Source organism: Rhizobium terricola (assembly GCF_012927355.1).
GTDB lineage: Bacteria > Pseudomonadota > Alphaproteobacteria > Rhizobiales > Rhizobiaceae > Allorhizobium > Allorhizobium terricola.
The window spans coordinates 725,889-748,293 of the sequence record NZ_JABBGK010000002.1 but is presented as its reverse complement, the minus strand read 5'-3'; the positions used below and the strand labels follow the sequence as shown (position 1 = coordinate 748,293).

The window sequence follows — 22,405 nt, the reverse complement described above, 5'->3', positions numbered from 1 at the left end:
CACTATCGCAAATTGTCGGTCAGGCAAATTGCCGGGGACAAGTGCGCGCACCTGTCACTGACGGGCGGCATGGGTGACACAGATCTGCAGCGGCACCTCGACGACGGTCCCACGTTCCGTCTCGACATGGGCAAGTCCCGGCCCGAGCGCCGCGGCCATCGACTTGACGATACGGCTGCCGAGACCGGTTCCACTGGGAGCGTTGCCCTGTTTCATTCCGATGCCGTCGTCTTCGACCCTGAGCAGTGCCTCGTTCTCGCCGATACGCTTCAGGAGGACGCGAACCTCCCCGCCGGCTTCGTCGGGATAGGCATATTTGTAGGCATTTGTCACGAGTTCGGTGACAATCATGCCGACCGAAACCGCCCGGTCGGCGGTCATGGAGATCGCGTCGGCGTCGAGCCTCAGGAGAAGCGGCTTTTCCGGGTTTTGCAGCGAGCTCGAAAGCTCGCCGGTGAGGTTTTGCAGATAGCGATCGAGTTCGACCCGGCTCACGTCGTCCGAGGTGTAGAGGCTGCGATGCATGCCGGCGATCGCGGTGATGCGGGCCTGGGTTTCGGAAAGCTCGGCCTTGACCTCTTCGCTCTTCGAATTGGATATCTGCAGGCGCAGCAGGCTGGCGACCAGCGCCAGGGAATTGGCAACGCGATGGTTCACCTCCGCGAGGAGGGCTTCGGCTCGCTCCTTGCCCTGGCGGATTTCCTCGTCCGCCTTCGCCTTGGCTGCCCTCAGCTGGGCATTCGCCACCGAATGCTCGATGGCGCTGATGAGGAGTGGCATGAAATCGTCGCTCACCGTCTTGATGACATAGTCCGAGGCGCCTGCCCGGATCGCCTCGATGGCGATCTGTGCCTCGTTCGATCCCGTCACATAGACGACCGGGAGCGAAATGCCGCGCGCGCGCATGCGCCGCAGCACCTCGTGGCCGGTGATCTGGCGCAGATAGTGATCGAGTACGATGACATCGTAGCCTTCGACATCCAGAAGCGCGAGTGCATCATCCGGCGTTTCGGCATGGACTACCGAATGGCCGATGCGTTCAAGCGCCTTCTGTACAAGCCGTACAATCGCCGCGTCGTCATCCAGATAGAGAACCCGGATGCTCATGGGCGATCACTCATGTCATGGGATCTGCATGACCGAGAAGAACAGCCCGAGTTGCCGGATGGCATTGGCAAAATTGTCGTAGTCGACGGGTTTCGTGATGTAGACATTCGCCCCGAGATCATAGCATCGCTGAATTTCGCGTTCGTCATCGGTCGTGGTCAGGATGACGACAGGCAAACGGCGCGTGTGCGGATTTGATTTCACTTTTTCCAGGATATCGGTGCCCGACATGTCCGGCAAGTTGAGATCGAGCAGGATCAGCAGATAGCGGTCGACTGATACATTGCCGCTACGGTCCTTGCCGAGAATGAAGTCGAGCGCGTCATTTCCGTTGGTGAACGGGATGATCTCGTTGTTGACGCCGGCACGGCGCACATTCTTCTCGATCAGACGGGCGTGACCCTCGTCGTCCTCGATCATCACGATGGTAACTTCTTTTCCCACGGCCTTCATCTTCAACTCCGTACAATTCGCGACAAATCCGAAGGCAGGCGCAGCACGAAGGTCGATCCCGATCCCATTTGCGATCTAACGGTTATCTCGCCGCCTAGGTTCCGCGCCAGCGACCGGACATGGGCAAGGCCGATGCCTTCGCCTGTCTTGTCCTGCTGGCCCGAGCGTCGGAACAGTTCGAATATCCGTTCGTGGTCTTCGTCTGCGATGCCGCGGCCATTGTCCTCGACCTCGATGCGCACCATGTTGCGGCCTTCCGGCAAAACGCGCACCGAGAGGTTCAGCGGCCTCTCCGAATGCTTATACTTTACAGCATTGTCGAAAAGGTTACCGAGGATCTGTTCGAGCGAAAGACGGTCGGTATTGATCATCGGAACGCGAACGTCGAGCTGCACCTTGCCGTCGCTTTCGGCGATCTGGTGGTGCACGCTGGCGCTGGTGGTTTCGAGGAGCGGCTTCATCTCGATTGACTCGGGCTTCAGCTGTCGTTTGCCGTCGCGGGAAATTTTGAGGATCGCGTTGATCAGCCCGTCCATCTTCTTCGTGGAAGAGCGGATGAAGCCGATCGCCTCGGGCAGGTCTTCGGACGCGGCGAGCCGCGCCTCCCGGATCTGGTCCTCTGTGAGTTGACCGCCGTCGGCAAGCACATAGGCCTGCAACGCCTTGAGCGAGGTATCGAGCTCCGATGTGAAGCCCATCACGTTGACCAGCGGCGCCCTGAGGTCGTGCGTGACGATATAGGCGAAGCGCTGAATCTCCTGGTTGGCCTGCATCAGGTCCTCGGTGCGCTCGTTGACGCGCTCTTCGAGACTGTCATTGAGCAATTCGACCTCGCGCCGGGCGCGTGACAGTTCGCGGACATGCTGGGTGACGATGAAGATCGCGCCGCTCATGACCGCTATGATGGCGATGCCGCCACCGATCGTGAACCACTGAAGTTGGCTGGAGGATTCTATCTGTTCCGCGACACCCCGCTGGACATTGAGGTCGGACTGCTCCTTGAAGAAATCGAGGGTCGCGCGGATCTCATCCATCACCTTGCGTCCGAACTCGGTTTGCACAAGTTCCGCCGCCTCTAACTGCTGGCCATTCCGGGTCAGTTCGACGCTGCGGGCCATTTCCGCAACCTTCTGCTCGACGAGCCGCTTCAGTTCGGGAATTCGCTCTTCCTTGATCGGACGGCCTTTGACGAGCGTTTCGACGCGCGCGAGGTTGCGCTGGACATCATCGAGCGCCAGCCGATAAGGCTCAAGGAAGCTTTCCTGCCGGGTGATCAGGTAGCCACGCTGCCCGGTCTCGGAATCGACGAGGTTCTGCAGGAGGTCAGCCGCCGCGCGGCGAATGTCGCGCTCTTCGATGATGTAGTCGAATGTGGTCCGTGTTCTGTCCACCAGCCAGAGCGAGGAAAGGATGATGCCGAGCAGGACGGTGGCGCCGACAAGCAGCATCAGAAGCGTCGTGCGGGCAAAGCTGGCATTGGTGGCCGACATCGGAGATCCCGTCGTTTTTCCGTTCTCCCTGTCAGGGGTAGAAAGAAATTTGATGAAAATCAACCAATTCGCACGGCGATGATGATCAGGGCGATCGCAATCAGCCAGAGTGCCCAGCGGCCGAAGCGGCTGTGATGAGCCTCGGAGCGGCCGATCGCCTCGGCGGTCTCCGGGGCAAAGCGCAGCCCTTCCTCGCTCATGCGGACGACTTCGCCATGGAATTTTTCGGTCTTTGCGGCGATCTCCGGCAGGGCTTCCGACAGTCGGACCGCTGCACGGATGCCGTCCTTGATGTCGCCGACGATGCGCTTCGGGCCGAGATTGTCGCGGATCCAGGCGGAGACGACCGGATCCGACGCCTTCCACATGTTGAACCGAGGATTGAGCATGCGCGCCACGCCCTCGACCACCACCATGGTCTTCTGCAGCATCACGAGCTCCGGCCGTGTCTCCATGTCGAAAAGCTCGGTCACTTCGAAGAGAAGTGTCAGCAGCTTGCCCATAGAGATGGTTTCGGCGGGCTGTCCGTGGATCGGTTCGCCGATCGCCCGGATCGCCTGTGCGAAGCTCGACACGTTGTGATGCGCGGGCACGTAGCCGGCCTCGAAATGCACCTCCGCCACGCGCAAATAGTCGCGGGTGATGAAGCCGTAGAGGATCTCGGCGAGGAAGCGGCGCTCCTTCTTGCCGAGGCGGCCGGCGATGCCCATGTCGACGGCGACGATCATGCCGTCCGGTGAGACGAACAGGTTGCCGGGATGCATATCTGCGTGGAAGAAGCCGTCACGCAGGGTATGGCGCAGGAAAGACTGGATCAGCGTGTCGGCAAGCTGGTCGAGGTCGTGACCGGCGGCCTTGAGCGCATCGACGTCCGACATCTTGGTGCCGTCGATCCATTCCATCGTGACGACGTCGCGGCCCGTGCGCTCCCAGTCGACACTCGGCACGCGGAAACCAGGGTCGTTCTTGGTGTTCTCGGTGATCTCCGAGAGTGCTGCAGCCTCGAGGCGCAGGTCCATCTCGACCTTGGTGGTCTGTTCCAGGGTGCGCGTCACTTCGACCGGGCGCAGGCGACGTGTATGCGGCAGGAACCGCTCCTGCAGATGCGAGACGAGGTACATGGCCTCGAGATCGGCTGCGAAGCGCTTGCGCACGCCGGGGCGGATCACCTTCACGGCCACTTTCCGGCGGCCTTCCGGTGTCTCGATCTCGGCTGGATGCACCTGGGCGATGGAAGCGGCCGCGATCGGCTCTCCGAAGGAAGCGTAGAGATCCTCGATCGTGCGCCCGAGTGAACCGGTGATCGTCGCCTTGGCCGCCTCCGTCGGGAAGAAGGCCATGCGGTCCTGCAACCCGGCAAGGTCGTCGGCGAAGTCGGGCCCGACGACGTCGGGCCGTGTCGCCAGAAACTGGCCGATCTTGACATAGGACGGACCGAGCCTCTCGACCGCGCGGGCGAGCCGGTCGGATCGCTGCTGGCGCATGGCGCGATTGCGGGCGAATAGGCCGGCCGCGGCCTTGGCTGTGCCGACCAGCGCCGGCAGCCCTTCCGACGGAAGCGCCGAGATCACGCCTTCCCTGACCAGCACCCAGCCGACCCGCGCCAGGCGGAAATATGCACCGATCGTGCTCATCAGTATCAGAGTTTCCAGCCCGAATGCAGCGCTGCGATGCCACCCGAATAGTTGGTGAAGGTTACGCGCGAGAAGCCGGCAGTGCGGATCATCGAGGCGAAATCCTGCTGGTTCGGGAACTTGCGGATCGATTCCACCAGATACTGGTAGGGCTCGGCGTCGCCGGTGATCATTTGGCCGAAGCGCGGGATCGCCTTGAACGACCACTGGTCATAGAACTTGTCGAGCAAGGGCATCTCGACCTCGGAGAATTCGAGCACCAGGAGGCGCCCGCCACGCTTCAGAACGCGATAGGCTTCCTGAAGGGCCACGTCGATCCGCGGCACGTTGCGGATGCCGAAGGCGATCGTATAGGCATCGAAGCTGTTGTTCTCGAAAGGCAGTTCCTCGGCATTGGCCTCGACGAAGGTCAGGTTGGGGGAAAGCCCCTTCTTTTCCGCGCGCTCGGCGCCGACCCCGAGCATCGAGCCGTTGATGTCGAGCACCGTCGCATGGGCAAGACGCCCCGAGGCCTCGACGATCCGGAAGGCGATGTCGCCCGTACCGCCGGCGACGTCCAGAACCTTGTAGTCGGGATCCTTGCGGGGATTGAGCGCGGCGATCATCGCGTCCTTCCAGATCCGGTGCAGTCCTGCCGACATCACGTCGTTCATGATGTCGTAGCGCTTGGCGACCTTGTGGAAGACGTCATTGACGAGAGCCTGCTTCTCGCCCTTCGCGACATCGCGAAAGCCGTAGGAGGTTTCCATGCCGCCGTCGGCGGAAGTGCGGCTCTGGGCCATCTGATCACTCCATTCTCATTGGTGGTCAAAAGACCATAGCGAAATCGCTCCGGGCGCGCTATCTCGGGCCAGCCGGTGCGCGCTTTGGCGTTGGTCTACAGTCGTTTCCGGCAGGGTTCAAACAGAAAGATGGTCGGCGATGCCTGAATTGCCAGAGGTCGAGACGGTCAGGCGCGGGCTTTCTCCCGCGATGGAAGGCGCATTCGTTCGGCAGGTGGAGCTGCGCCGACCGGATCTGCGGTTCCCCCTGCCGCGCGATTTCGTCGCACGCCTCGAGGGGCGGCGTGTCCTCGGTCTTGCCCGCCGTGCCAAGTATCTGCTGATTGACCTCGACGACGGCACGACGGTGATCGCGCATCTCGGTATGTCCGGCTCCTTCCGCGTCGAGGCGAACGACGCAGCGACGACGCCCGGCGACTTTCATCGGGAGCGTTCCAAGGACGAAAAGCACGACCATGTGGTCATCCATCTCGACCGCCCGGGTGACGGGGGCAGCGTGCGGGTGATCTATAATGACCCGCGCCGGTTCGGTTTCATGGATCTGGCGCTGCGCAACGAGATCGACGACTACCCGGCCTTTCGCACCCTCGGGCCGGAGCCCGTCGGCAACGCGCTCGATGCCGACTATCTTGCGACCCGCTTTGCCGGCAAGGTCCAGCCGTTGAAGACGGCGCTGCTCGACCAGTCGGTTATCGCCGGTCTCGGCAATATCTATGTGTGCGAGGCGCTGTGGCGTTCCCATCTCGCCCCGCAAAGAGCCGCAGCGACCCTCGTGACGCCAGGCGGGCGGCCGAAGAAGGAGCTCGTGGTCCTGACGGATGCGATCCGCGCCGTCATTGCCGATGCGATCGCCGCCGGCGGTTCGTCGCTCAGGGATCACATCCAGACGGACGGCACGCTTGGTTACTTCCAGCACAGTTTTCGCGTCTATGACCGCGAGGGCGAACCTTGCTTGACGCCGGGTTGCGGCGGTACCGTCGGACGGATCGTTCAAGGCGGACGCTCGACATTTTACTGCCGCGCCTGCCAGAAATGACAATAAGGAAGAAAGGGAGACATCCATGAGCTACGAAACTCTCCTGCTGGAGACCCGCGGTCGCGTTGCCGTCATCACACTCAACCGGCCGCAGGCGCTGAACGCGCTCAACTCGACCGTGATGACGGAACTCTGCGATCTGCTCGGCAAGCTGCAGACGGATGCGGCGATTGGCGCCGTGGTTCTGACCGGCTCCGAAAAGGCCTTTGCCGCCGGCGCCGACATCAAGGAGATGCAGTCGCTCGACTTCGTCGACGTGTATCTCGGAAATCTCTTCAGCGGGTGGGACGATATCGCCGGCTTCCGCAAGCCGATCATCGCGGCCGTTTCCGGCTTCGCGCTGGGTGGCGGCTGCGAACTGGCGATGATGTGCGACTTCATCATTGCGACGAAGACGGCCAAGTTCGGCCAGCCGGAAATCACGCTCGGCGTCATCCCCGGCATGGGCGGAACCCAGCGCCTGACGCGGGCCGTCGGCAAGGCGAAGGCCATGGACCTCTGCCTCACCGGCCGGATGATGGACGCCCACGAGGCGGAAAGCTGCGGTCTCGTCGCCCGGGTGGTCGATCAGGAGCGGCTCCTGGAAGAGGCGGTTGCCGCCGCCGAGAAGATCGCCGGCTTCTCCCAGGTCGCCGTCGGCATGGTCAAGGAAACTGTCAGCCGGGCTTTCGAGCAGACCTTGACCGAAGGCCTGCGTTTCGAGCGTCGCCTTTTCCATTCGCTGTTCTCGACCGAGGACCAGAAGGAAGGCATGGCGGCCTTCGTCGAGAAGCGCAAGGCGGTCTTCAAGAACCGCTGATGGCCCGGAACGCGCGATTCATTGAAATTGCGCGTTGACGGCCTGCCGCTTTCCGGCTATATGCCCGCCCACGGTTGGGAAAGCCGCTGGCTTTTTCGAAAATAGCTCCTGAATTGCTGAAATGGCAGGTCGCAACGACCCGACGCGGCGATGGTGGAGTTTGGTTTGAATTCTTAGAGAGGCATCCATGGCCAACACCACTTCGGCGAAGAAGGCGACCCGCAAGATCGCTCGCCGCACCGCAGTCAACAAGGCTCGCCGTTCCCGCGTTCGCGGCTTCATCCGCAAGGTTGAAGAAGCCATCGCATCCGGTGATGCCGCTCTCGCCAAGTCGGCCCTCCAGGCCGCTCAGCCGGAACTCCAGCGCGCAGCCGGCAAGGGCGTGGTTCACGCCAACACCGCATCGCGCAAGATCTCGCGTCTCGCGAGCCGCGTGAAGGCACTGGCCGTCTAATTTTAGACACCATTTTGACATGATCTAAAAGCCTGGCTGCAAAGCCGGGCTTTTTCTGCTGTTCGTCTCTTTGCATTCAACGGCTTGCCGGTTTGGCATTTACGTGTCAGTCGAGTGACACAAAAAAATAAATAAAAACAATGGCTTGCGCGAGGATTGCTGTGAGGGCTGTGCTTCACTTAACGGCAGGCGGCCCGACTTTTGAGTCAAGCGAATTTTTATTTTTCGCGGATTTTTGCCTCTTCCTCCTCGGCCTTTTTTGAATCTCCTTGATTCAAAAGCGATTCTGGAGACGGCAATTGTGACAGTCAAAGACGGGACCGCGAGTCAATGGCCGCGGCTTAATTTTGCGTAAAATTCACTGTTGATCTTCACTTTTGATCCTGCCTTAATGCCTCTCAACAAGGGGCACGGAGTTGACCTCCGGGGGTAATCTGAACTGGCAAAACGAGTGTCAGAGCTACCCATCGTCTCTTGGGGCGGGATACATCCATTCCGTTTCTTCAGACACTGTTGGCCTTGCACCGGGAGTCCCAAGTTCCCGTGACAAGATCCTTTTGTCGATTGTGCCGGTCCTGCCGGCAGGAGAAGAAACGGGACGGAATGACCTTCCCGACCGCAGGCCCTCATGTCGAGGATGAAGGCAGGCGGAGCGAGTTGAAACGTGGTCGGTATATTCGCGTCAGCGTTTCACGTCGCAGCGCATAGGCCCTTTGGCTGGGGTAAGCATGCGATGAAGGGGAGTACGGTCGTCACCTCTATTCCGGTGAGATCGTCACACTGCACGGGGATGAAGCGGTCACCGGGTGCGCGAGGCGTCGCCCGGTCGGCCAAAGATTTAAGAAGGCGGCAAGATGCAGATTAATTCAGTTAAGGCCGGTGCAATGGTGAACGGGGACCATGCACATTCGGCACTCGGCGCCGCATGCTCAGATGCGCCAGGGGATATTTCCGAAATGAAGCATGACGCGCTTTTCGAGCGCTTCAGCCAGCGGCTGAAGGCGCAGGTCGGACCTGATGTCTATGCCAGCTGGTTCGGCCGCCTGAAGCTTCATTCCGCATCGAAGAGCCTCGTGCGCCTGACGGTGCCGACGACCTTCCTGAAATCGTGGATCAACAACCGTTACCTTGATCTCATCACGGGCATCTTCCAGCAGGAAGATCCGGCGATCCTGAAGGTCGAGATCCTGGTTCGTAGTGCCAGCCGCAACGCGAAAGCGCCGGCTGCGGACGAGCGCCCGGCTGCCGATCAGGCGCCTGCCGCACCGACCCGCAAGACGTCGGCCCAGTCGATCGGCCAGATCGTTCCCCCGGTTGGCAGCCCGACTGCCCGTGCCGTGCCGAACGGCCCGCTGTTCGGTTCGCCGCTCGACAGCCGCTATACGTTCGAGAGCTATGTCGAGGGTTCGTCCAACCGCGTGGCGCTCGCGGCCGCCAAGACGATCGCCGAAGCCGGCGCCGGCGCAGTGCGCTTCAACCCGCTCTTCATTCATTCCTCCGTGGGCCTTGGCAAGACGCATCTTTTGCAGGCGATTGCCAATGCGGCGATCCAGAGCCCGCGTGCGCCCCGCGTCGTCTACCTGACGGCTGAATATTTCATGTGGCGCTTTGCCACCGCGATCCGCGACAATGACGCGCTGACCCTCAAGGACTCGCTCCGCAACATCGACCTTTTGATCATCGACGACATGCAGTTCCTGCAGGGCAAGATGATCCAGCACGAGTTCTGCCACCTGCTCAACATGCTGCTCGACAGCGCCAAGCAGGTCGTCGTCGCCGCCGACCGTGCGCCGTGGGAACTGGAATCGCTCGACCCGCGCGTTCGTTCGCGGCTTCAGGGTGGCGTCGCCATCGAGATGGAAGCGCCCGACTACGAAATGCGTCTCGAAATGCTGAGGAGCCGTCTCGATGCCGCGCGCAAGGATGACGGATCGCTCGACATTCCGCTGGAGATCCTCTCCCACGTGGCGCGCAACGTCACGAGCAGCGGCCGCGACCTGGAAGGCGCCTTCAACCAGCTGATCTTCCGCCGTTCGTTCGAGCCCAATCTTTCGGTCGAGCGCGTCGATGAGCTTCTGGCCCATCTCGTCGGGGCGTCCGAGCAGAAGCGCGTGCGCATCGAGGACATCCAGCGCATCGTCGCGCGGCATTACAACGTCTCGCGTCAGGAGCTGGTGTCGAACCGCCGCACGCGCGTCATCGTCAAGCCGCGCCAGATCGCGATGTACCTCTCAAAGACGCTGACCCCGCGCTCCTTCCCGGAAATCGGCCGCCGTTTTGGCGGACGTGACCACACGACCGTCCTGCATGCCGTGCGCAAGATCGAGGAACTGGTGGGCGAGGATACCAAGCTCAGCCACGAGATCGAGCTTCTGAAGCGGCTGATCAACGAGAACAACGCCTGACGCGTCTCGATGACCTGCGCCAGCCTTGCCATGTACGACATGCTGGCGCCGGTCCGTGAAGGCAATGACCGGCTCTGGCATTTCGTCCGGGGCCGGTTGCGCGCATCTGGATTTGGCGCTCCGGACGATTTGGACAGGCTGTCCCCTTATGATGCGCCCTGGCATGACCCGGGGCTCGTTTTGGCGCAGGCCTGCGGTTATCCCTACATCACGGCCCTTCGGGGAAAGGTACGGCTGGTGGCGACCCCGGTCTATGCCTTTCCCGGTGGAGAGGGTACCTCTCGCGCGAGTTATGTGGTTGTCGCGGAACGATCGGCTGCGACCCGTATCGAGGACCTGCGTGGCACGACGGCGGCGATCAACGATCCGGCTTCCAATTCCGGCATGAACCTTCTGCGCGCGATGATCGCGCCGCTGGCCGCTTCAGGCCGATTTTTCTCCGACGTGATCGTGACTGGCGGGCATCTCGCTTCTCTGGAGGCGGTTCGTACCGGCCGCGCGTCCGTCGCCGCGGTGGATACTGTGACCTTCGGCCTTCTCGAACGGCACGCGCAGCAGATGGTGAAAGGCGTTCGAATTCTAACGGAAACGCCGCGCGGGCCGGGGCTGCCGTTCATCACCAGGATCGATGCGTCGGACGGCGAGCTTCCCACCCTTCGCGCGGCAATCGCTGACGCGATCGCCGATCCTTCGCTCGGGTTGTCGCAAAGTCTGGGGCTGGTCGGTCTCGAGATCCTCGGCGACCGGGACTATCTGGTCCTGGATGTCTATCGGCAGCAGGCGGAAGCCGCCTGTTACCCGGCGATTGCCTGATCCTGGCCGTCAACGCGCACCGGTTCGACAGTACCCGGTGCGACATGCTGCGGATGCACCGGTTCGTGATGCGATCGGAAGAGATAGCGTCGCGCGACGTCTGCGTAGCCCCGATAGACCAAGCCGCCGTTGAGCGAAATGAAGGCCTGACGGTGGGTGCGATAGAACGTCGGGATATCGTACCAGGGAACCTGCGGCCATGAATGATGGACGATATGCAGGTTGTTGTGCAGGAACAGTAGGCCGAAGAGCGGTGTGTTCTCGACGATCGCCGTGCGCTCTTCCTTCGTTCCCGCATAACGGTGTTCGGCAAAGGAACGCAGTCTGGAAAGCGCGATGCCCGAATAGACGAAGGCGGTAAGGTAGATCCATAGCGGCATTTCGCAGACGGCGAGCACCCAGAAGAGCACGCCCGCGCAGCCAATAAGATGTGCGATCCACGTCTTCAGTCGTTGGCGATCCCCGCCGAGGATCAGGGCGGCCTCCGCCGTGAAGAAAGCGGCCAGCGCCACCAGCGGCCCGAGGATCAGCCGGCCTGCCAGCGTGTTGTTGGCCCTGACCAGCAGTCGCCCAATCGCGCCGGTCCGTTCCCAGCGCGTGCCCGTCAGATAATAGGATTCCGGATCCTCGATCGGATCGGTCAGCCATTCGTCGTGGTGGTGCTGGAGATGGGACTGCTTGTAGATCCTGTAGGGCAGCCAGAGCGAGATCGGCGGCCAGCCGACGAGGTCGTTCACCCGCCGGAAGCGTGTCGGATGGCCGTGCAGCACCTCATGCTGAAGCGAGCCCTGCCAGGCGATGACCCAGCCACCGGCAAGGAAGAGGATCGGGTAGGGGATCTGAGCCCAGTAGAAGGTGAAAGCCAGCCAGAGCCCGTAAATGGTGAGAGCAAGGGCGACGGTCGGCCATTCGATGCGCCACCGTGACCGTGATCGGTTCGGGGAGCCGGTCATTTCGTCACGCGCACGGGGTGATTTCATGTTCGCCTTTGCGGGAGAGAGGCATGTAAGGACGACGCAGCCGACTACACTTCGATAGTGATGTCAAAACAGACTGTCCGTCAATCGGACCGGCTCTGGTTGTAAGGCTCCTGTCCCCGGAATTATCGGGATTGGACGATGTTGCCGTCTCACCGGCGCGTCAGCGCCGTGCGAGTGCGATGATCTCCGGGCTTTCCGGCAGAAAGGGCGAGCCCGCCCAGTCGCCGATCCAGTCGACGGACGAAAAACCGGCCGCGGAGAGCAGGCGCGCGATCGCGCCCTGGTTCGGAAAGCGCAAGGTGCTTTCGCTCACCCGGCGCTCCCCTGTTTCGAGAAGTGTGAACACGGTGTCGAAACGGACGAAGTCGTCCCATGCGCTCGTGACGTGGTATTCGACCTCGACCGGTCCCGCTCCGGGGATTGCACACCGTTCGCGGGTTTTCGTCTCGGTCCAGTTCTCCCATTCCCGCGCCGCAGGATTGCGGCTTTCGAAGACGAGCCGTCCGCCCTCGGCAAGGTGCCGGTGGGCGTTCTCGAGCACGGCCAGTGTTTCCTGGTCGTCCAGAAAGACCTGGAAGACATGGCCGGTCATGATGATCAGGTCGAAATGCCTTTCGAGCGAGAAATTGCGCGCATCCGCCGCCACCCACTCGACCCGATGTCCGCGATCCTTGGCGCGTGCGACGGCGAGCATTCCCGGCGCCGGATCGAGGCCCGTGACATGATGCCCGCGTTCCGCAAGTTCGAGCGCGAGCGAGCCTGTGCCGCAGCCGAGGTCCAGGATCCGGCGGGGTTCTGCCTCGAGCCTGAGGTAAAAGTCGTTGTCCGGGCCGTGACGGTTGAAGTTGTCGTAGAGGACAGCCATGTCGTGGCGGGCGAAAGCGTCGTCGACCGGCATGGCGATTTCCTCCGGTTCTCCTCAGCAGGCGAGATCGGCAACCACGGCATCGAGCACCAGCATGCCCTTGGGCGTGCAGCGAAGGCGTGAATTGCCGAGGCGTTCGATGAAGCCGTGTTCCAGTAAAGTCTGCTCGCGCGCCGGATCGGGATCGCGGCCGGAAAGCTGCTGCCAGCGGGCCAGGTCGACACCTTCGCGCAATCTCAGCCCCATCAGCAGGAGTTCGTCGGCCTGCTCGTCCAGTCCGAGCAGTTCCTGTTCGACCATGCCGTGGCCGTCGCGTTCGACTGCGGTGAGCCAGGCTTCGGGATTGCGTTCGGTGGCGGTTGCCAGCTTGTCGCGACCGCGCGTCAGCCGGCCATGGGCTCCGGGGCCGATGCCCGCATAGTCGCCATAGCGCCAGTAGGTGAGGTTATGGCGGCTTTCGGCGCCCGGCCGGGCATGGTTGGAAACCTCATAGGCCGGAAGGCCTTCGCGCGCGGTGATCTCCTGGGTCGCCTCATAGAGAAGTGCGGCCTGTTCCTCGTCCGGCACGACGAACTTGCCGGCCTTGTGCAGGCCGTAGAAGGCGGTGCCTTCCTCGATCGTCAGCTGGTAGAGCGAGAGATGATCGACCGCGTAGGAGATCGCTTCTTTGAGTTCCTTCTCCCAGGCTTCCACCGTCTGGTGCGGCCGGGCGTAAATCAGGTCGAAGGACATGCGAGGGAAGATCTCGCGTGCCAGGCGGATCGCCTTCAGCGCATCCTCGACGTCGTGAAGGCGTCCGAGGAACTTGAGGTCCGGGTCGTTGAGGGCCTGCACCCCAAGCGAAGCGCGGTTCACGCCGGCGGCGCGGTAGCCGCGGAAGCGCGTCGCCTCGACGCTGGAGGGATTGGCCTCCATGGTGATTTCGATGCCGTCCGGCACGTGCCAGTGGCGGGCGATCCCGTTGAGGATCGCCCCGACGGTCTCGGGATCCATCAGGGACGGCGTTCCGCCGCCGAGGAAGATGCTGGTGACCGTCTTCGAGCCGCTGAGCCGCCGCATCTCCGCCATCTCGCGCAGGAAGGACGCGACGAAGCGCGGCTGGTCGACCGGCTGGTGGCGGACATGGCTGTTGAAGTCGCAATAGGGGCACTTGGCCGCACAGAATGGCCAGTGCACATAAATGCCGAAGCCCGGCTCGCCGGTATCGGGGAGAAGAAGCGGCGTGGCTTCGGACATCGGCGCCTCAGGCCTCCAGGCAGGTTTCGACGAAAAGCTTGAAGGCGCGGGCGCGGTGCGAAAGCGCCTCGGCGTCGCCGGGCTTCCATCCGTGTTTCTGGTCCGCGGTCATCTCGCCGAAGGTGGTCTCGTATCCTTCCGGCTGGAACACGGGATCGTAGCCGAAGCCGGATGTCCCGCGCGGCGGCCAGACGACCTGGCCTTCGATCTCGCCGCGGAAAAACTCGGTGTGCCCATCGGGCCAGGCAAGGCAGAGCACGCTGACGAAACGTCCGGTGCGCTGTGCAGCGGTCGTCGCACCACGCTCGGCGAGCGCCTTTTCGACCTTTTCCATGGCCATCGCGAAGTCGCGGCTGCCGTCTTCCCGCTGGGCCCAGTTGGCCGTGTAGACCCCAGGCGCGCCGTCCAGCGCGTCGATCACCAGGCCGGAATCGTCGGAGAGTGCAGGAAGGCCGGAGGCCTTCGCCGAGGCGAGCGCCTTGATCGCGGCATTTTCCTCGAAGGTCGTTCCGGTTTCGTCCGGCTCGTCGAACTTCAGTTCCGCGGCACTCTTGGCCGAAAAGCCGAAGGGACCGATCAGATCGGCGATCTCGGCGATCTTGCCGGCATTGTGGCTGGCCACGACGATGGTGCGGGTATCGAGCTTGCGCATATGCGGTCAAATCCTATTCGAGGTTCCAGAGCCTGGGCTCGGCGCATTCCAGGCTGTTGCCGGCCGGATCGCGAAAATAGATGGAGCGCGCTCCGTTCGGCCAGCGGAAATCGGATTCGATTGTCACACCGGCTCTCTGCAGACGCAGGACCACGGCGTCGATTTCCTCGCCACGGACCCGGAAGCAGGCATGACCTGCTCCCGTTGCGCCATGGCTTGGAACCGGCAATGCGCCGGCCGCGACGGGTTTTGTCGTCTCCGCCGGATTGAAGATCAGCAGGATCCCCGCGCCGCAGCGATAGAAGAGATGCCGGTTGCCGTGGCGGGTCACTTTCTCCAGGCCGAGCACACCACCATAGAAGGCCTCCGCGGCATCGAGATCGCCCGCGTAGAGCGCCGTCTCCAGGATGCCTTCCAAGGGGTGTGTCACTGCTCCCGTTCCTCTGGTTTTCCCGTTTAGAGAAGTGCCTGCTTCTGCATCTGGACGAGTTCGCCGATGCCGCCGCGGGCAAGCCGCATCAGCGTCAGGAATTCTTCCTCGGAGAAGGGAACGCCTTCGGCGGTGCCCTGCACCTCGACGATGGCGCCCGTACCGGTCATGACGAAGTTTGCGTCGGTCTCGGCGGCGGAATCCTCAAGGTAGTCGAGGTCGATGACCGGCTGGTTGGCGAAGATGCCGCAGGAGATGGCGGCGACATGGTCCTTGAGGACCTTCTCCACCTTGACCATGTTGCGCGCTTCCATCCACTTGAGGCAGTCGTGAAGAGCGACCCAGGCGCCGGTGATCGAGGCGGTACGCGTGCCACCGTCGGCCTGAATCACGTCGCAGTCGATGGTGATCTGGCGTTCGCCGAGCGCTTCGAGATCGACGATGGCCCTCAGCGAACGGCCGATGAGGCGCTGGATTTCCTGGGTGCGGCCACCCTGCTTGCCGGCTGCAGCTTCACGCTTCATGCGGTCGCCGGTTGCCCGCGGCAGCATGCCGTATTCGGCGGTCACCCATCCCTTGCCGCTGTTGCGCAGCCACGGCGGCGTCTTCTCCTCAAGGCTGGCGGTGCACAGCACATGGGTGTCGCCGAATTTGACGAGGCAGGAACCCTCCGCGTGCTTGGAAAAATTGCGCTCGAAAGAAACCTTGCGCATTTGGTCGGTTTTTCTGCCTGATGGCCGCATTGCCCACTCCTAGGATCGATAGACGCCTTCTACGGTCCGCATGGGGGATTTGCAAAGAAAAACCATGCTGCGTAGCGGCGGCAGCTGTGAAGCCCCGATTTTCCCGTTGGTGATTGGGAGCGGAGCCACTATATTTCAGGGCAATGACAGACCAACAGATCTCGTGCGGCTAATGGGTTTACCGAAGTCACCGTCCATGGACGTGGCCAATTCACTGGATGACCGATCCAGGGAAGTGTTCCGCCGCATCGTCGAGACCTATCTGGATTCCGGAGATCCGTTGGGGTCCCGCAACCTGTCGCGCCTGCTGCCGATGTCGCTTTCGCCCGCCTCTGTTCGCAATGTGATGGCAGATCTCGAGGATCTGGGCCTTATCTATGCGCCACATGTCAGCGCTGGCCGGCTGCCGACGCAGCAGGGCCTGCGTTTCTTCGTCGATGCCTTCATGCAGATCGGTGACCTCTCCGAGGAAGAACGTGGCAGCATCGAGCGGCAGATCCGGCCGCCGGGGCCGGCCCAGCCCATGGAAAGCCTGTTGACCGAGGCGAGTCGCATGCTGTCCGGCCTTTCCAAGGGAGCGGGGCTGGTGATCTCATCCAAGAATGATCCGGTGCTGAAACACGTCGAATTCATTCGGTTGGAGCCTACGAAGGCGCTCGCCGTGCTCGTCGGGGAGCATAACCAGGTCGAGAACCGTATCATCGACCTCCCGGCCGGGATCACCGCGTCGCAGTTGACCGAGGCAGCGAACTTCCTCAATGCGAACATGACCGGCCAGACGCTCGCCGAATTGCGCACCCAACTCGTCAAGCTTCGGCAGCAGGTTGCCGGCGAACTCGACGCGTTGTCCCAGGATCTCGTCGAGCGCGGACTTGCCGTATGGTCCGGCGGCCTCGACGAGGAAAAGCCGACACGGCTCATCGTCCGCGGCCGCGCCAATCTGCTCGAGGGGCTCGCCGGCTCCGAGGACATCGATCGCCTGCGCCTGCTGTTCGATGATCTCGAACGCAAGGAGAGCCTGATCGAGATCCTCAATCTCGCCGAGAGCGGTCCGGGGGTGCGGATCTTCATCGGTTCGGAAAACAAGCTCTTTTCGCTGTCGGGCTCTTCGTTGATCGTGGCACCCTATCGCGACGGTGAGGATCGCATCGTCGGTGCAGTCGGCGTTATCGGGCCGACGCGGCTCAACTATTCCCGCATCGTGCCGATGGTCGACTATACGGCCCAACTCATGGCCAGGTTGTCGCGGTCAGGTCTCTGAGCGGTCCCCTGATCATCCTTCTTTTGCCCAAGCCTTGATTTTTCCACGTTAAACCCTGATATCGGGCACGAAATCCATAAATCGTCACTCGGAGGACGTCATGACCGACGAAGCAAACAACACCGGACCTGACGCAGCAGCGGAAACCATGGCCGATGCGGCTCAGGAAGCTGAAAACGCCGGCACCGAAGCCGCAGTCGATCCGATCGAGGCGCTGAAGGCCGAGAATGCGGAACTGCGCGATCGCTTCCTGCGTCTCGCTGCGGAGATGGACAACCTGCGCCGCCGCACGGAGCGTGAGCTGAAGGACGCCAAGACCTATGCCGTCACCGGCTTCGCCCGTGACATGCTTGGTGTTTCCGACAATCTGCGCCGTGCGCTGGAAACGCTGCCGGAGGAGCTGCGCGCGGCCGCCGATGCCGGAATATCCGCCCTTGTCGAAGGCGTGGAGATGACCGAGCGCGGCATGCTGTCGACGCTCGAGCGCCACGGCGTGCGCAAGATCGACGCGGAAGGCCAGAAGTTCGATCCGAATTTCCACCAGGCGATGTTCGAGGTTCCCAATCCGAACGTGCCGAACAACACGGTGGTCCAGGTGGTCCAGGCCGGTTATGCCATCGGCGACCGCGTCCTTCGCCCGGCCATGGTCGGCGTCGCCAAGGGCGGTCCCAAGGGGGAGACGAACGGCGAGGCTCAAGGCGAGAAGAACGCCTGATCCTCAAGCCCTAACTTCGAAAACGAAAAAAGCGCCGTGATCGGCGCTTTTTTTATATCTGGTCTGGGCGCTTTCAGCTCTCAGGCGGCGTTGGAAGCCTGTTCCTCGTTGAGGAAGGCATAGATGGCGGAGGCCGAATCCGTTGCCCTGAGCTTCGCCACCAGTTCCTGGTCGCGCAGCACGCGGGCAATGCGCGAAAGCGCCTTCAGGTGGTCGGCCCCGGCGCCTTCCGGCGCAAGCAGCAGGAAGACCAGGTCGACCGGCTGGTCGTCGAGGGCCTCGAAGTCGACCGGCGTTTCGAGCCGGGCGAAGATGCCCGTGATGGCGTGGATGCGATTGAGCTTGCCGTGCGGGATCGCGATGCCGTTGCCGACACCGGTCGAGCCGAGCCGCTCGCGCTGCAGGATGACGTCGAAGATTTCCCGTTCGGGAATCCCGGTGAGCTTTGAGGCCTTGACCGCCAGCTCCTGGAGCAATTGTTTCTTGGAATTTACCCGAAGGGCGGGAACGACCGCGTCTTGTTGCAGCAAATCTGCCAAGGCCATTTCATAATCCTTCATGCCGCCGAGAAGTGTGAAGCAGATGGCGGCGGACCGCCACCTGCCTTGGGGCGTCTCAGCCCTTGAGGTTGGCGGAATCGATCCATCCGATATTGCCGTCGTTACGACGGTAGACGATGTTGAGCTCTGCCTTGCCCGGGCTGCGGAACAAAAGGACCGGCTCGTCGGTCATGTCGAGCGCCATGACCGCATTGGCCACCGACATGGTCCGGAGCTGCTTGGTGCTCTCGGCAACGATGGTCGGTGCGTAGTCTTCGGGAAGCTCCTCATGGTCTTCGGATGCCGTATCCATGACCGTGTAGGCAATTTCGATCGGAGTGCCGTTCTGGCCTGCGGGATGATGATCCTTGAGCTTCCTCTTGTAGCGGCGAAGGCGCTTTTCGATCCGGTCCGCAGCCATGTCGAAGGCAATCTGCGGGTCGTTGGCGGAGCCGGTAGCCTGCAGGTTGGCGCCAGCGTCCAGATGAACGAGGCAGTCCGCCACAAACTGGGCTGCGGCGGCCGCCGACTTCGTTACGGTGATTTGGCCCGAATACCCCCCGTCGAAGTACTTCGTAACCGCCTCATCGATCCGCTCACCGATCCGTTGCCGGAAGGATTCGCCGATTTCCATATGTTTGCCGGATACACGCACACTCATGGAGTTTCCCTTCTTATCATTGGTTTGCGCAAACCAGTTTACGCCAAGCCCTGTCCGCATCCAAGCTTTTCAAGCGCTAATGTCGGTCCGTTTCCTGCGTGCCCGGCGTATCTTGGGGATAAGGTGGAACGAATGTGAACCTGTATCGATCGCGGCGGGCTTCTAGACCTGCCACCTGCAAAAGTCAACGACTTCTTAACTTATGCCTTGTGCTGCAGGCCTTCCCGCAGCCTAGACGGCAGTCGCCTTGGCCTGTGCCCGCTTCTCGCGACGACGCTGAACGGAGGAGGGGATATTCATCGCCTCCCGGTACTTTGCGACCGTTCGCCGCGCCAGGTCGACCCCCCCCGACTTCAGGGTGTGGACGATGTCGTCATCCGACAGGACGGCGTCCGGGCTCTCCTGGGCGATCATCGTGCGGATACGATGACGCACCGCTTCGGCCGAGTGGTTGTCGCCCCCTTCGGCAGAGCCGATCGAGACGCTGAAGAAGTATTTGAGTTCGAAAAGGCCGCGCGGCGTCAGCATGTATTTGTTCGACGTCACCCGGCTGACGGTCGACTCGTGCATCTTGATGGCGTCCGCGACGGTCTTCAGGTTGAGCGGGCGGAGGTGATCGACGCCGTGCTGCAGAAAGCCGTCCTGCTGGCGAACGATCTCCATCGCCACCTTGACGATCGTCTTGGCCCGCTGGTCGAGGCTACGGGTCAGCCAGTTGGCGTTCTGCAGGCATTCCGAGAGGAACGCCTGGTCGGCGTTGGAGGTCTTGCCGCCCTTGCCCACCGCGGTGACATAGCTCTGGTTGACGAGCACCCGGGGCAGGGCGTCGGGATTGAGCTCGACGCGCCAGCCGCCGTCCGGCGCCGTGCGCACGACGATGTCGGGAATGACCGATTCGAGAATGCTGGTCTCGAAGCCGCTGCCGGGCTTCGGATTGAGCTTGCGGATCTCCGCGAGCATGTCGATGAGGTCTTCCTCGTCGACGCCGCAAAGCCGCTTCAGCGTATTGAAGTCGCGCTTGGCGAGCAGTTCCAGATTGTCGACCAGCGCCTGCATCGCCGGATCAAGGCGGTTGCGCTGGCGCAGCTGTATTGACAGGCATTCGCTCAAAGAACGGGCAAAGATACCGGGAGGGTCGAGGGCCTGGAGCGTATCGAGCACGGCGCTGACACGGGCAACGTCCTCACCCAGTCTGGCGGCGATTTCCTCGATGTCGCCGCGCATGTAGCCGGCTTCGTCGAGATTGTCGGTCAGGACCGCGGCGATCACGCGATCTCCCGGCCGGGCGATCGCAAACGGTATCTGCTGGTTCAGGTAGTCTCGAAGGCTGACCTGGCCGGCGACGAAATCATCGAGGTCGTAGCCCTCGCCATTTTCCGAGCCGCTGCCCGGCATGGATTTCCATTGCCCGAGCAGCTCCGGCGCATCGGCGCGAGTTGCGCTGCCTTCATCGGCGAAGGCGCTGTCGAAATTGGCGTCGAGACGGTCATTCAGACCGCTCTCATGCCCGGACTCGTACCAGTCGCTGTCGAGCGAACTGCCTGTACCCGAAGTGTCGTCTGCCGCGGAATTGTCGGATGGGGAGGCGGAAGCGGCGTCCGCAGCACCGTTCTGCGCCTCGCCGAGGCCATCGCCGTCGTCGGATGCCATTTCGAGCAGCGGGTTCTTTTCGACTTCCTGCGAGATGAAATGGATCAGTTCGAGATGGGTCATCTGCAGCAACTGGATGGATTGCATCAGTTGCGGTGTCATGACCAGTGACTGGTTCTGGCGTAGGAATAGGTTGGCCGACAAAGCCATGGCGGACGCGAAACTCCCCTATATTCCCCCGAAATCTCCCGCGAATGATCGCCGGATACCTCGTTGAACTCCACTTGGCCCAAAAATTGCTTTTTTGAGAGGTTTGGTCAAGCCGAACCATAGGATGACGACGAATTTCTTCTGTCGCGCCGTCAGAGGCTGAACTTGTCGCCCAGATAAAGCCGGCGCACATCGGCATTGTTGACGATGTCGTTCGCCCGTCCATGCGTCAGTACTTCGCCCGCATGGATGATGTAGGCCCGGTCGATCAGGCCGAGCGTTTCGCGCACATTGTGGTCGGTGATCAGGACTCCGATGCCGCGGGCCGTCAGGTGGCGGACGAGGTTCTGGATATCCGAGACCGAGATCGGATCGACGCCCGCGAACGGTTCGTCGAGCAGCATGAAGGTGGGATCGGTCGCGAGCGCGCGGGCGATTTCGAGGCGCCGGCGTTCACCGCCGGACAGGGCCACGGCCGGCGACTTGCGCAGCCTCTCGATATGGAACTCGTGCAGCAACTCGTCCAGTTTGGCTTCGCGCTTCTTGCGGTCGCTCTGGTGCACTTCGAGGACGGCGCGGATGTTCTCCTCGACGGTCAGGCCGCGAAAGATCGACGCTTCCTGGGGAAGATAGCCGACGCCGAGGCGGGCGCGGCGATACATCGGCATGGCCGTCACTTCATTGCCGTTGATCGCGATCGTCCCGGCATCCACCGGAACGAGGCCGGTGATCATGTAAAAGCACGTCGTCTTGCCCGCGCCGTTCGGGCCGAGCAGTCCGACGGCCTCGCCGCGGCGCACGACCAGCGAAACGCCGTTCACCACGCGTCTCGTGTTGTAGCTCTTGGTCAAGCCATGGGCGATCAACGTGCCTTCGTATCGCGCCTTGTCGAGGCGCTGCTCTTCAGGCTTCGTTTGTCGTGCGCGGTCCGAGCCGAGCAGGTCTGATACGACGGGAATCTTCACGATGTGGCCGGTGCTGCTTACGGTTTTTTCTGGGACTTGGGATCGAGCTGGATCTGAACACGCCCACCGCAGCTGTCGAGCTTGGCCTCGCCGGAATCCATGCGGACCGTCAGCTTGCAGCCGACGAAGACATTCTGCCCTTCGGACAGCACGACACGGTCGCCCTCGAGCACGAAGATCTGCGTGTCGAGATTGAAGGTGCCCTTGTCGGCGGTTGCCTGCTGCGTGCCGGACGAAAGGAAGACCTTCTCGGTGACGTCGATCTTCTCGATGTCGGCATTGCCGTTCGTCACCGTCGTGCCTTCGCCGCGGTAGTGGACGACCATCTTGCCGGATTGCAGCGTGGTCGTTCCCTGCACGACTTTCACATTGCCGGAAAACAGGGCGGTCTTGTCCTGTTCGCGAATTTCGAGCGAGTCGCTCTCAATCTGGATCGGCTTGTCGTTCGACAGCTTCAGATTGTCCATGTTGCTCTTGGTCGACTGGGCAAGGGCAGCCGGTGCGAAGCCTACAGCGGCGAGGCCGGTGGCGAGCATAAGGCCTGCCAGCAATTGCGGTGTGCGACATTTGAAAATCATGACTGGC

23 protein-coding genes are annotated in these 22,405 nt (G+C 62.1%); 7 read left to right on the top strand and 16 right to left on the bottom strand.

What is annotated here, in order from left to right; genetic code table 11:
* Positions 1 to 54: 54 nt before the first annotated feature.
* The 5 genes from HHL25_RS13390 to ubiE are packed head-to-tail and all read right to left on the bottom strand — an operon-like array spanning position 55 to position 5,466.
* On the bottom strand, positions 55 to 1,107 hold the full coding sequence (locus HHL25_RS13390; RefSeq protein WP_169591555.1) for a sensor histidine kinase: 1,053 nt from the start codon (positions 1,105 to 1,107) through the stop codon (positions 55 to 57).
* Between the two features lie 15 nt (positions 1,108 to 1,122).
* Complete coding sequence (locus HHL25_RS13385; protein WP_169591550.1) at positions 1,123 to 1,560, bottom strand: response regulator; 438 nt, start codon at positions 1,558 to 1,560, stop codon at positions 1,123 to 1,125.
* Between the two features lie 2 nt (positions 1,561 to 1,562).
* Complete coding sequence (locus tag HHL25_RS13380) at positions 1,563 to 3,050, bottom strand: sensor histidine kinase (protein WP_205927825.1); 1,488 nt, start codon at positions 3,048 to 3,050, stop codon at positions 1,563 to 1,565.
* A gap of 59 nt (positions 3,051 to 3,109) precedes the next feature.
* Positions 3,110 to 4,684 (bottom strand): 2-polyprenylphenol 6-hydroxylase, encoded by a 1,575-nt coding sequence (gene ubiB, locus HHL25_RS13375; protein ID WP_169591547.1) that lies wholly within the window; start codon positions 4,682 to 4,684, stop codon positions 3,110 to 3,112.
* Between the two features lie 5 nt (positions 4,685 to 4,689).
* Positions 4,690 to 5,466, bottom strand: a complete 777-nt coding sequence (gene ubiE / locus HHL25_RS13370; protein ID WP_169591542.1) for a bifunctional demethylmenaquinone methyltransferase/2-methoxy-6-polyprenyl-1,4-benzoquinol methylase UbiE — start codon at positions 5,464 to 5,466, stop codon at positions 4,690 to 4,692.
* A 139-nt stretch (positions 5,467 to 5,605) separates the two neighbouring features.
* On the opposite strand from ubiE, the gene mutM reads away from it, so the two are divergent.
* From mutM to HHL25_RS13345, 5 genes are all read left to right on the top strand, one after another.
* Positions 5,606 to 6,502, top strand: coding sequence for a bifunctional DNA-formamidopyrimidine glycosylase/DNA-(apurinic or apyrimidinic site) lyase (mutM, locus tag HHL25_RS13365; protein ID WP_169591539.1), 897 nt, complete (start codon positions 5,606 to 5,608; stop codon positions 6,500 to 6,502).
* 25 nt (positions 6,503 to 6,527) lie between these two features.
* Positions 6,528 to 7,301 carry an enoyl-CoA hydratase gene (locus HHL25_RS13360; protein ID WP_169591535.1) on the top strand — a complete coding sequence of 258 codons (774 nt, stop codon included), beginning with the start codon at positions 6,528 to 6,530 and terminating at the stop codon, positions 7,299 to 7,301.
* 187 nt (positions 7,302 to 7,488) lie between these two features.
* Entirely contained in the window at positions 7,489 to 7,755 is a 267-nt protein-coding gene (gene rpsT, locus HHL25_RS13355; protein WP_169591532.1) for a 30S ribosomal protein S20, read from the top strand.
* Between the two features lie 854 nt (positions 7,756 to 8,609).
* Entirely contained in the window at positions 8,610 to 10,160 is a 1,551-nt protein-coding gene (gene dnaA / locus HHL25_RS13350; protein ID WP_169591529.1) for a chromosomal replication initiator protein DnaA, read from the top strand.
* A 9-nt stretch (positions 10,161 to 10,169) separates the two neighbouring features.
* Positions 10,170 to 10,973 (top strand): phosphate/phosphite/phosphonate ABC transporter substrate-binding protein, encoded by an 804-nt coding sequence (locus HHL25_RS13345; RefSeq protein WP_169591524.1) that lies wholly within the window; start codon positions 10,170 to 10,172, stop codon positions 10,971 to 10,973.
* Here the strand turns inward: HHL25_RS13345 and HHL25_RS13340 are convergent.
* From HHL25_RS13340 to rph, 6 genes are all read right to left on the bottom strand, one after another.
* A complete protein-coding gene (locus HHL25_RS13340) occupies positions 10,955 to 11,953 on the bottom strand; it encodes a fatty acid desaturase (RefSeq protein ID WP_169591520.1) in 999 nt (332 codons plus the stop codon). The genes HHL25_RS13345 and HHL25_RS13340 overlap by 19 nt on opposite strands.
* A gap of 160 nt (positions 11,954 to 12,113) precedes the next feature.
* Complete coding sequence (locus HHL25_RS13335) at positions 12,114 to 12,851, bottom strand: class I SAM-dependent methyltransferase (protein WP_169591515.1); 738 nt, start codon at positions 12,849 to 12,851, stop codon at positions 12,114 to 12,116.
* A 21-nt stretch (positions 12,852 to 12,872) separates the two neighbouring features.
* Complete coding sequence (gene hemW / locus HHL25_RS13330) at positions 12,873 to 14,054, bottom strand: radical SAM family heme chaperone HemW (protein ID WP_169591512.1); 1,182 nt, start codon at positions 14,052 to 14,054, stop codon at positions 12,873 to 12,875.
* A gap of 7 nt (positions 14,055 to 14,061) precedes the next feature.
* Positions 14,062 to 14,706 (bottom strand): RdgB/HAM1 family non-canonical purine NTP pyrophosphatase, encoded by a 645-nt coding sequence (gene rdgB, locus HHL25_RS13325; RefSeq protein WP_169591508.1) that lies wholly within the window; start codon positions 14,704 to 14,706, stop codon positions 14,062 to 14,064.
* 13 nt (positions 14,707 to 14,719) lie between these two features.
* Positions 14,720 to 15,136, bottom strand: coding sequence for a VOC family protein (locus HHL25_RS13320; protein WP_169591505.1), 417 nt, complete (start codon positions 15,134 to 15,136; stop codon positions 14,720 to 14,722).
* A 26-nt stretch (positions 15,137 to 15,162) separates the two neighbouring features.
* On the bottom strand, positions 15,163 to 15,879 hold the full coding sequence (rph, locus tag HHL25_RS13315) for a ribonuclease PH (RefSeq protein ID WP_169591501.1): 717 nt from the start codon (positions 15,877 to 15,879) through the stop codon (positions 15,163 to 15,165).
* Between the two features lie 196 nt (positions 15,880 to 16,075).
* On the opposite strand from rph, the gene hrcA reads away from it, so the two are divergent.
* On the top strand, positions 16,076 to 17,140 hold the full coding sequence (hrcA, locus tag HHL25_RS13310; RefSeq protein WP_246701797.1) for a heat-inducible transcriptional repressor HrcA: 1,065 nt from the start codon (positions 16,076 to 16,078) through the stop codon (positions 17,138 to 17,140).
* A 100-nt stretch (positions 17,141 to 17,240) separates the two neighbouring features.
* Positions 17,241 to 17,855, top strand: coding sequence for a nucleotide exchange factor GrpE (gene grpE / locus HHL25_RS13305; RefSeq protein WP_169591494.1), 615 nt, complete (start codon positions 17,241 to 17,243; stop codon positions 17,853 to 17,855).
* 80 nt (positions 17,856 to 17,935) lie between these two features.
* On the opposite strand, the gene ptsN is transcribed toward grpE, so the two are convergent.
* The 5 genes from ptsN to HHL25_RS13280 all read right to left on the bottom strand — a co-directional run bounded on the left by ptsN (position 17,936) and on the right by HHL25_RS13280 (position 22,398).
* Entirely contained in the window at positions 17,936 to 18,400 is a 465-nt protein-coding gene (gene ptsN / locus HHL25_RS13300; protein WP_169591489.1) for a PTS IIA-like nitrogen regulatory protein PtsN, read from the bottom strand.
* A gap of 70 nt (positions 18,401 to 18,470) precedes the next feature.
* Complete coding sequence (gene hpf, locus HHL25_RS13295) at positions 18,471 to 19,055, bottom strand: ribosome hibernation-promoting factor, HPF/YfiA family (RefSeq protein WP_169591485.1); 585 nt, start codon at positions 19,053 to 19,055, stop codon at positions 18,471 to 18,473.
* Between the two features lie 231 nt (positions 19,056 to 19,286).
* Positions 19,287 to 20,855 (bottom strand): RNA polymerase factor sigma-54, encoded by a 1,569-nt coding sequence (gene rpoN / locus HHL25_RS13290; RefSeq protein ID WP_169591482.1) that lies wholly within the window; start codon positions 20,853 to 20,855, stop codon positions 19,287 to 19,289.
* A gap of 152 nt (positions 20,856 to 21,007) precedes the next feature.
* Positions 21,008 to 21,796 (bottom strand): LPS export ABC transporter ATP-binding protein, encoded by a 789-nt coding sequence (gene lptB / locus HHL25_RS13285; protein ID WP_169592891.1) that lies wholly within the window; start codon positions 21,794 to 21,796, stop codon positions 21,008 to 21,010.
* Positions 21,797 to 21,837: 41 nt separating this feature from the next.
* Positions 21,838 to 22,398 carry an LptA/OstA family protein gene (locus HHL25_RS13280; protein WP_169591477.1) on the bottom strand — a complete coding sequence of 187 codons (561 nt, stop codon included), beginning with the start codon at positions 22,396 to 22,398 and terminating at the stop codon, positions 21,838 to 21,840.
* Positions 22,399 to 22,405: the final 7 nt, after the last annotated feature.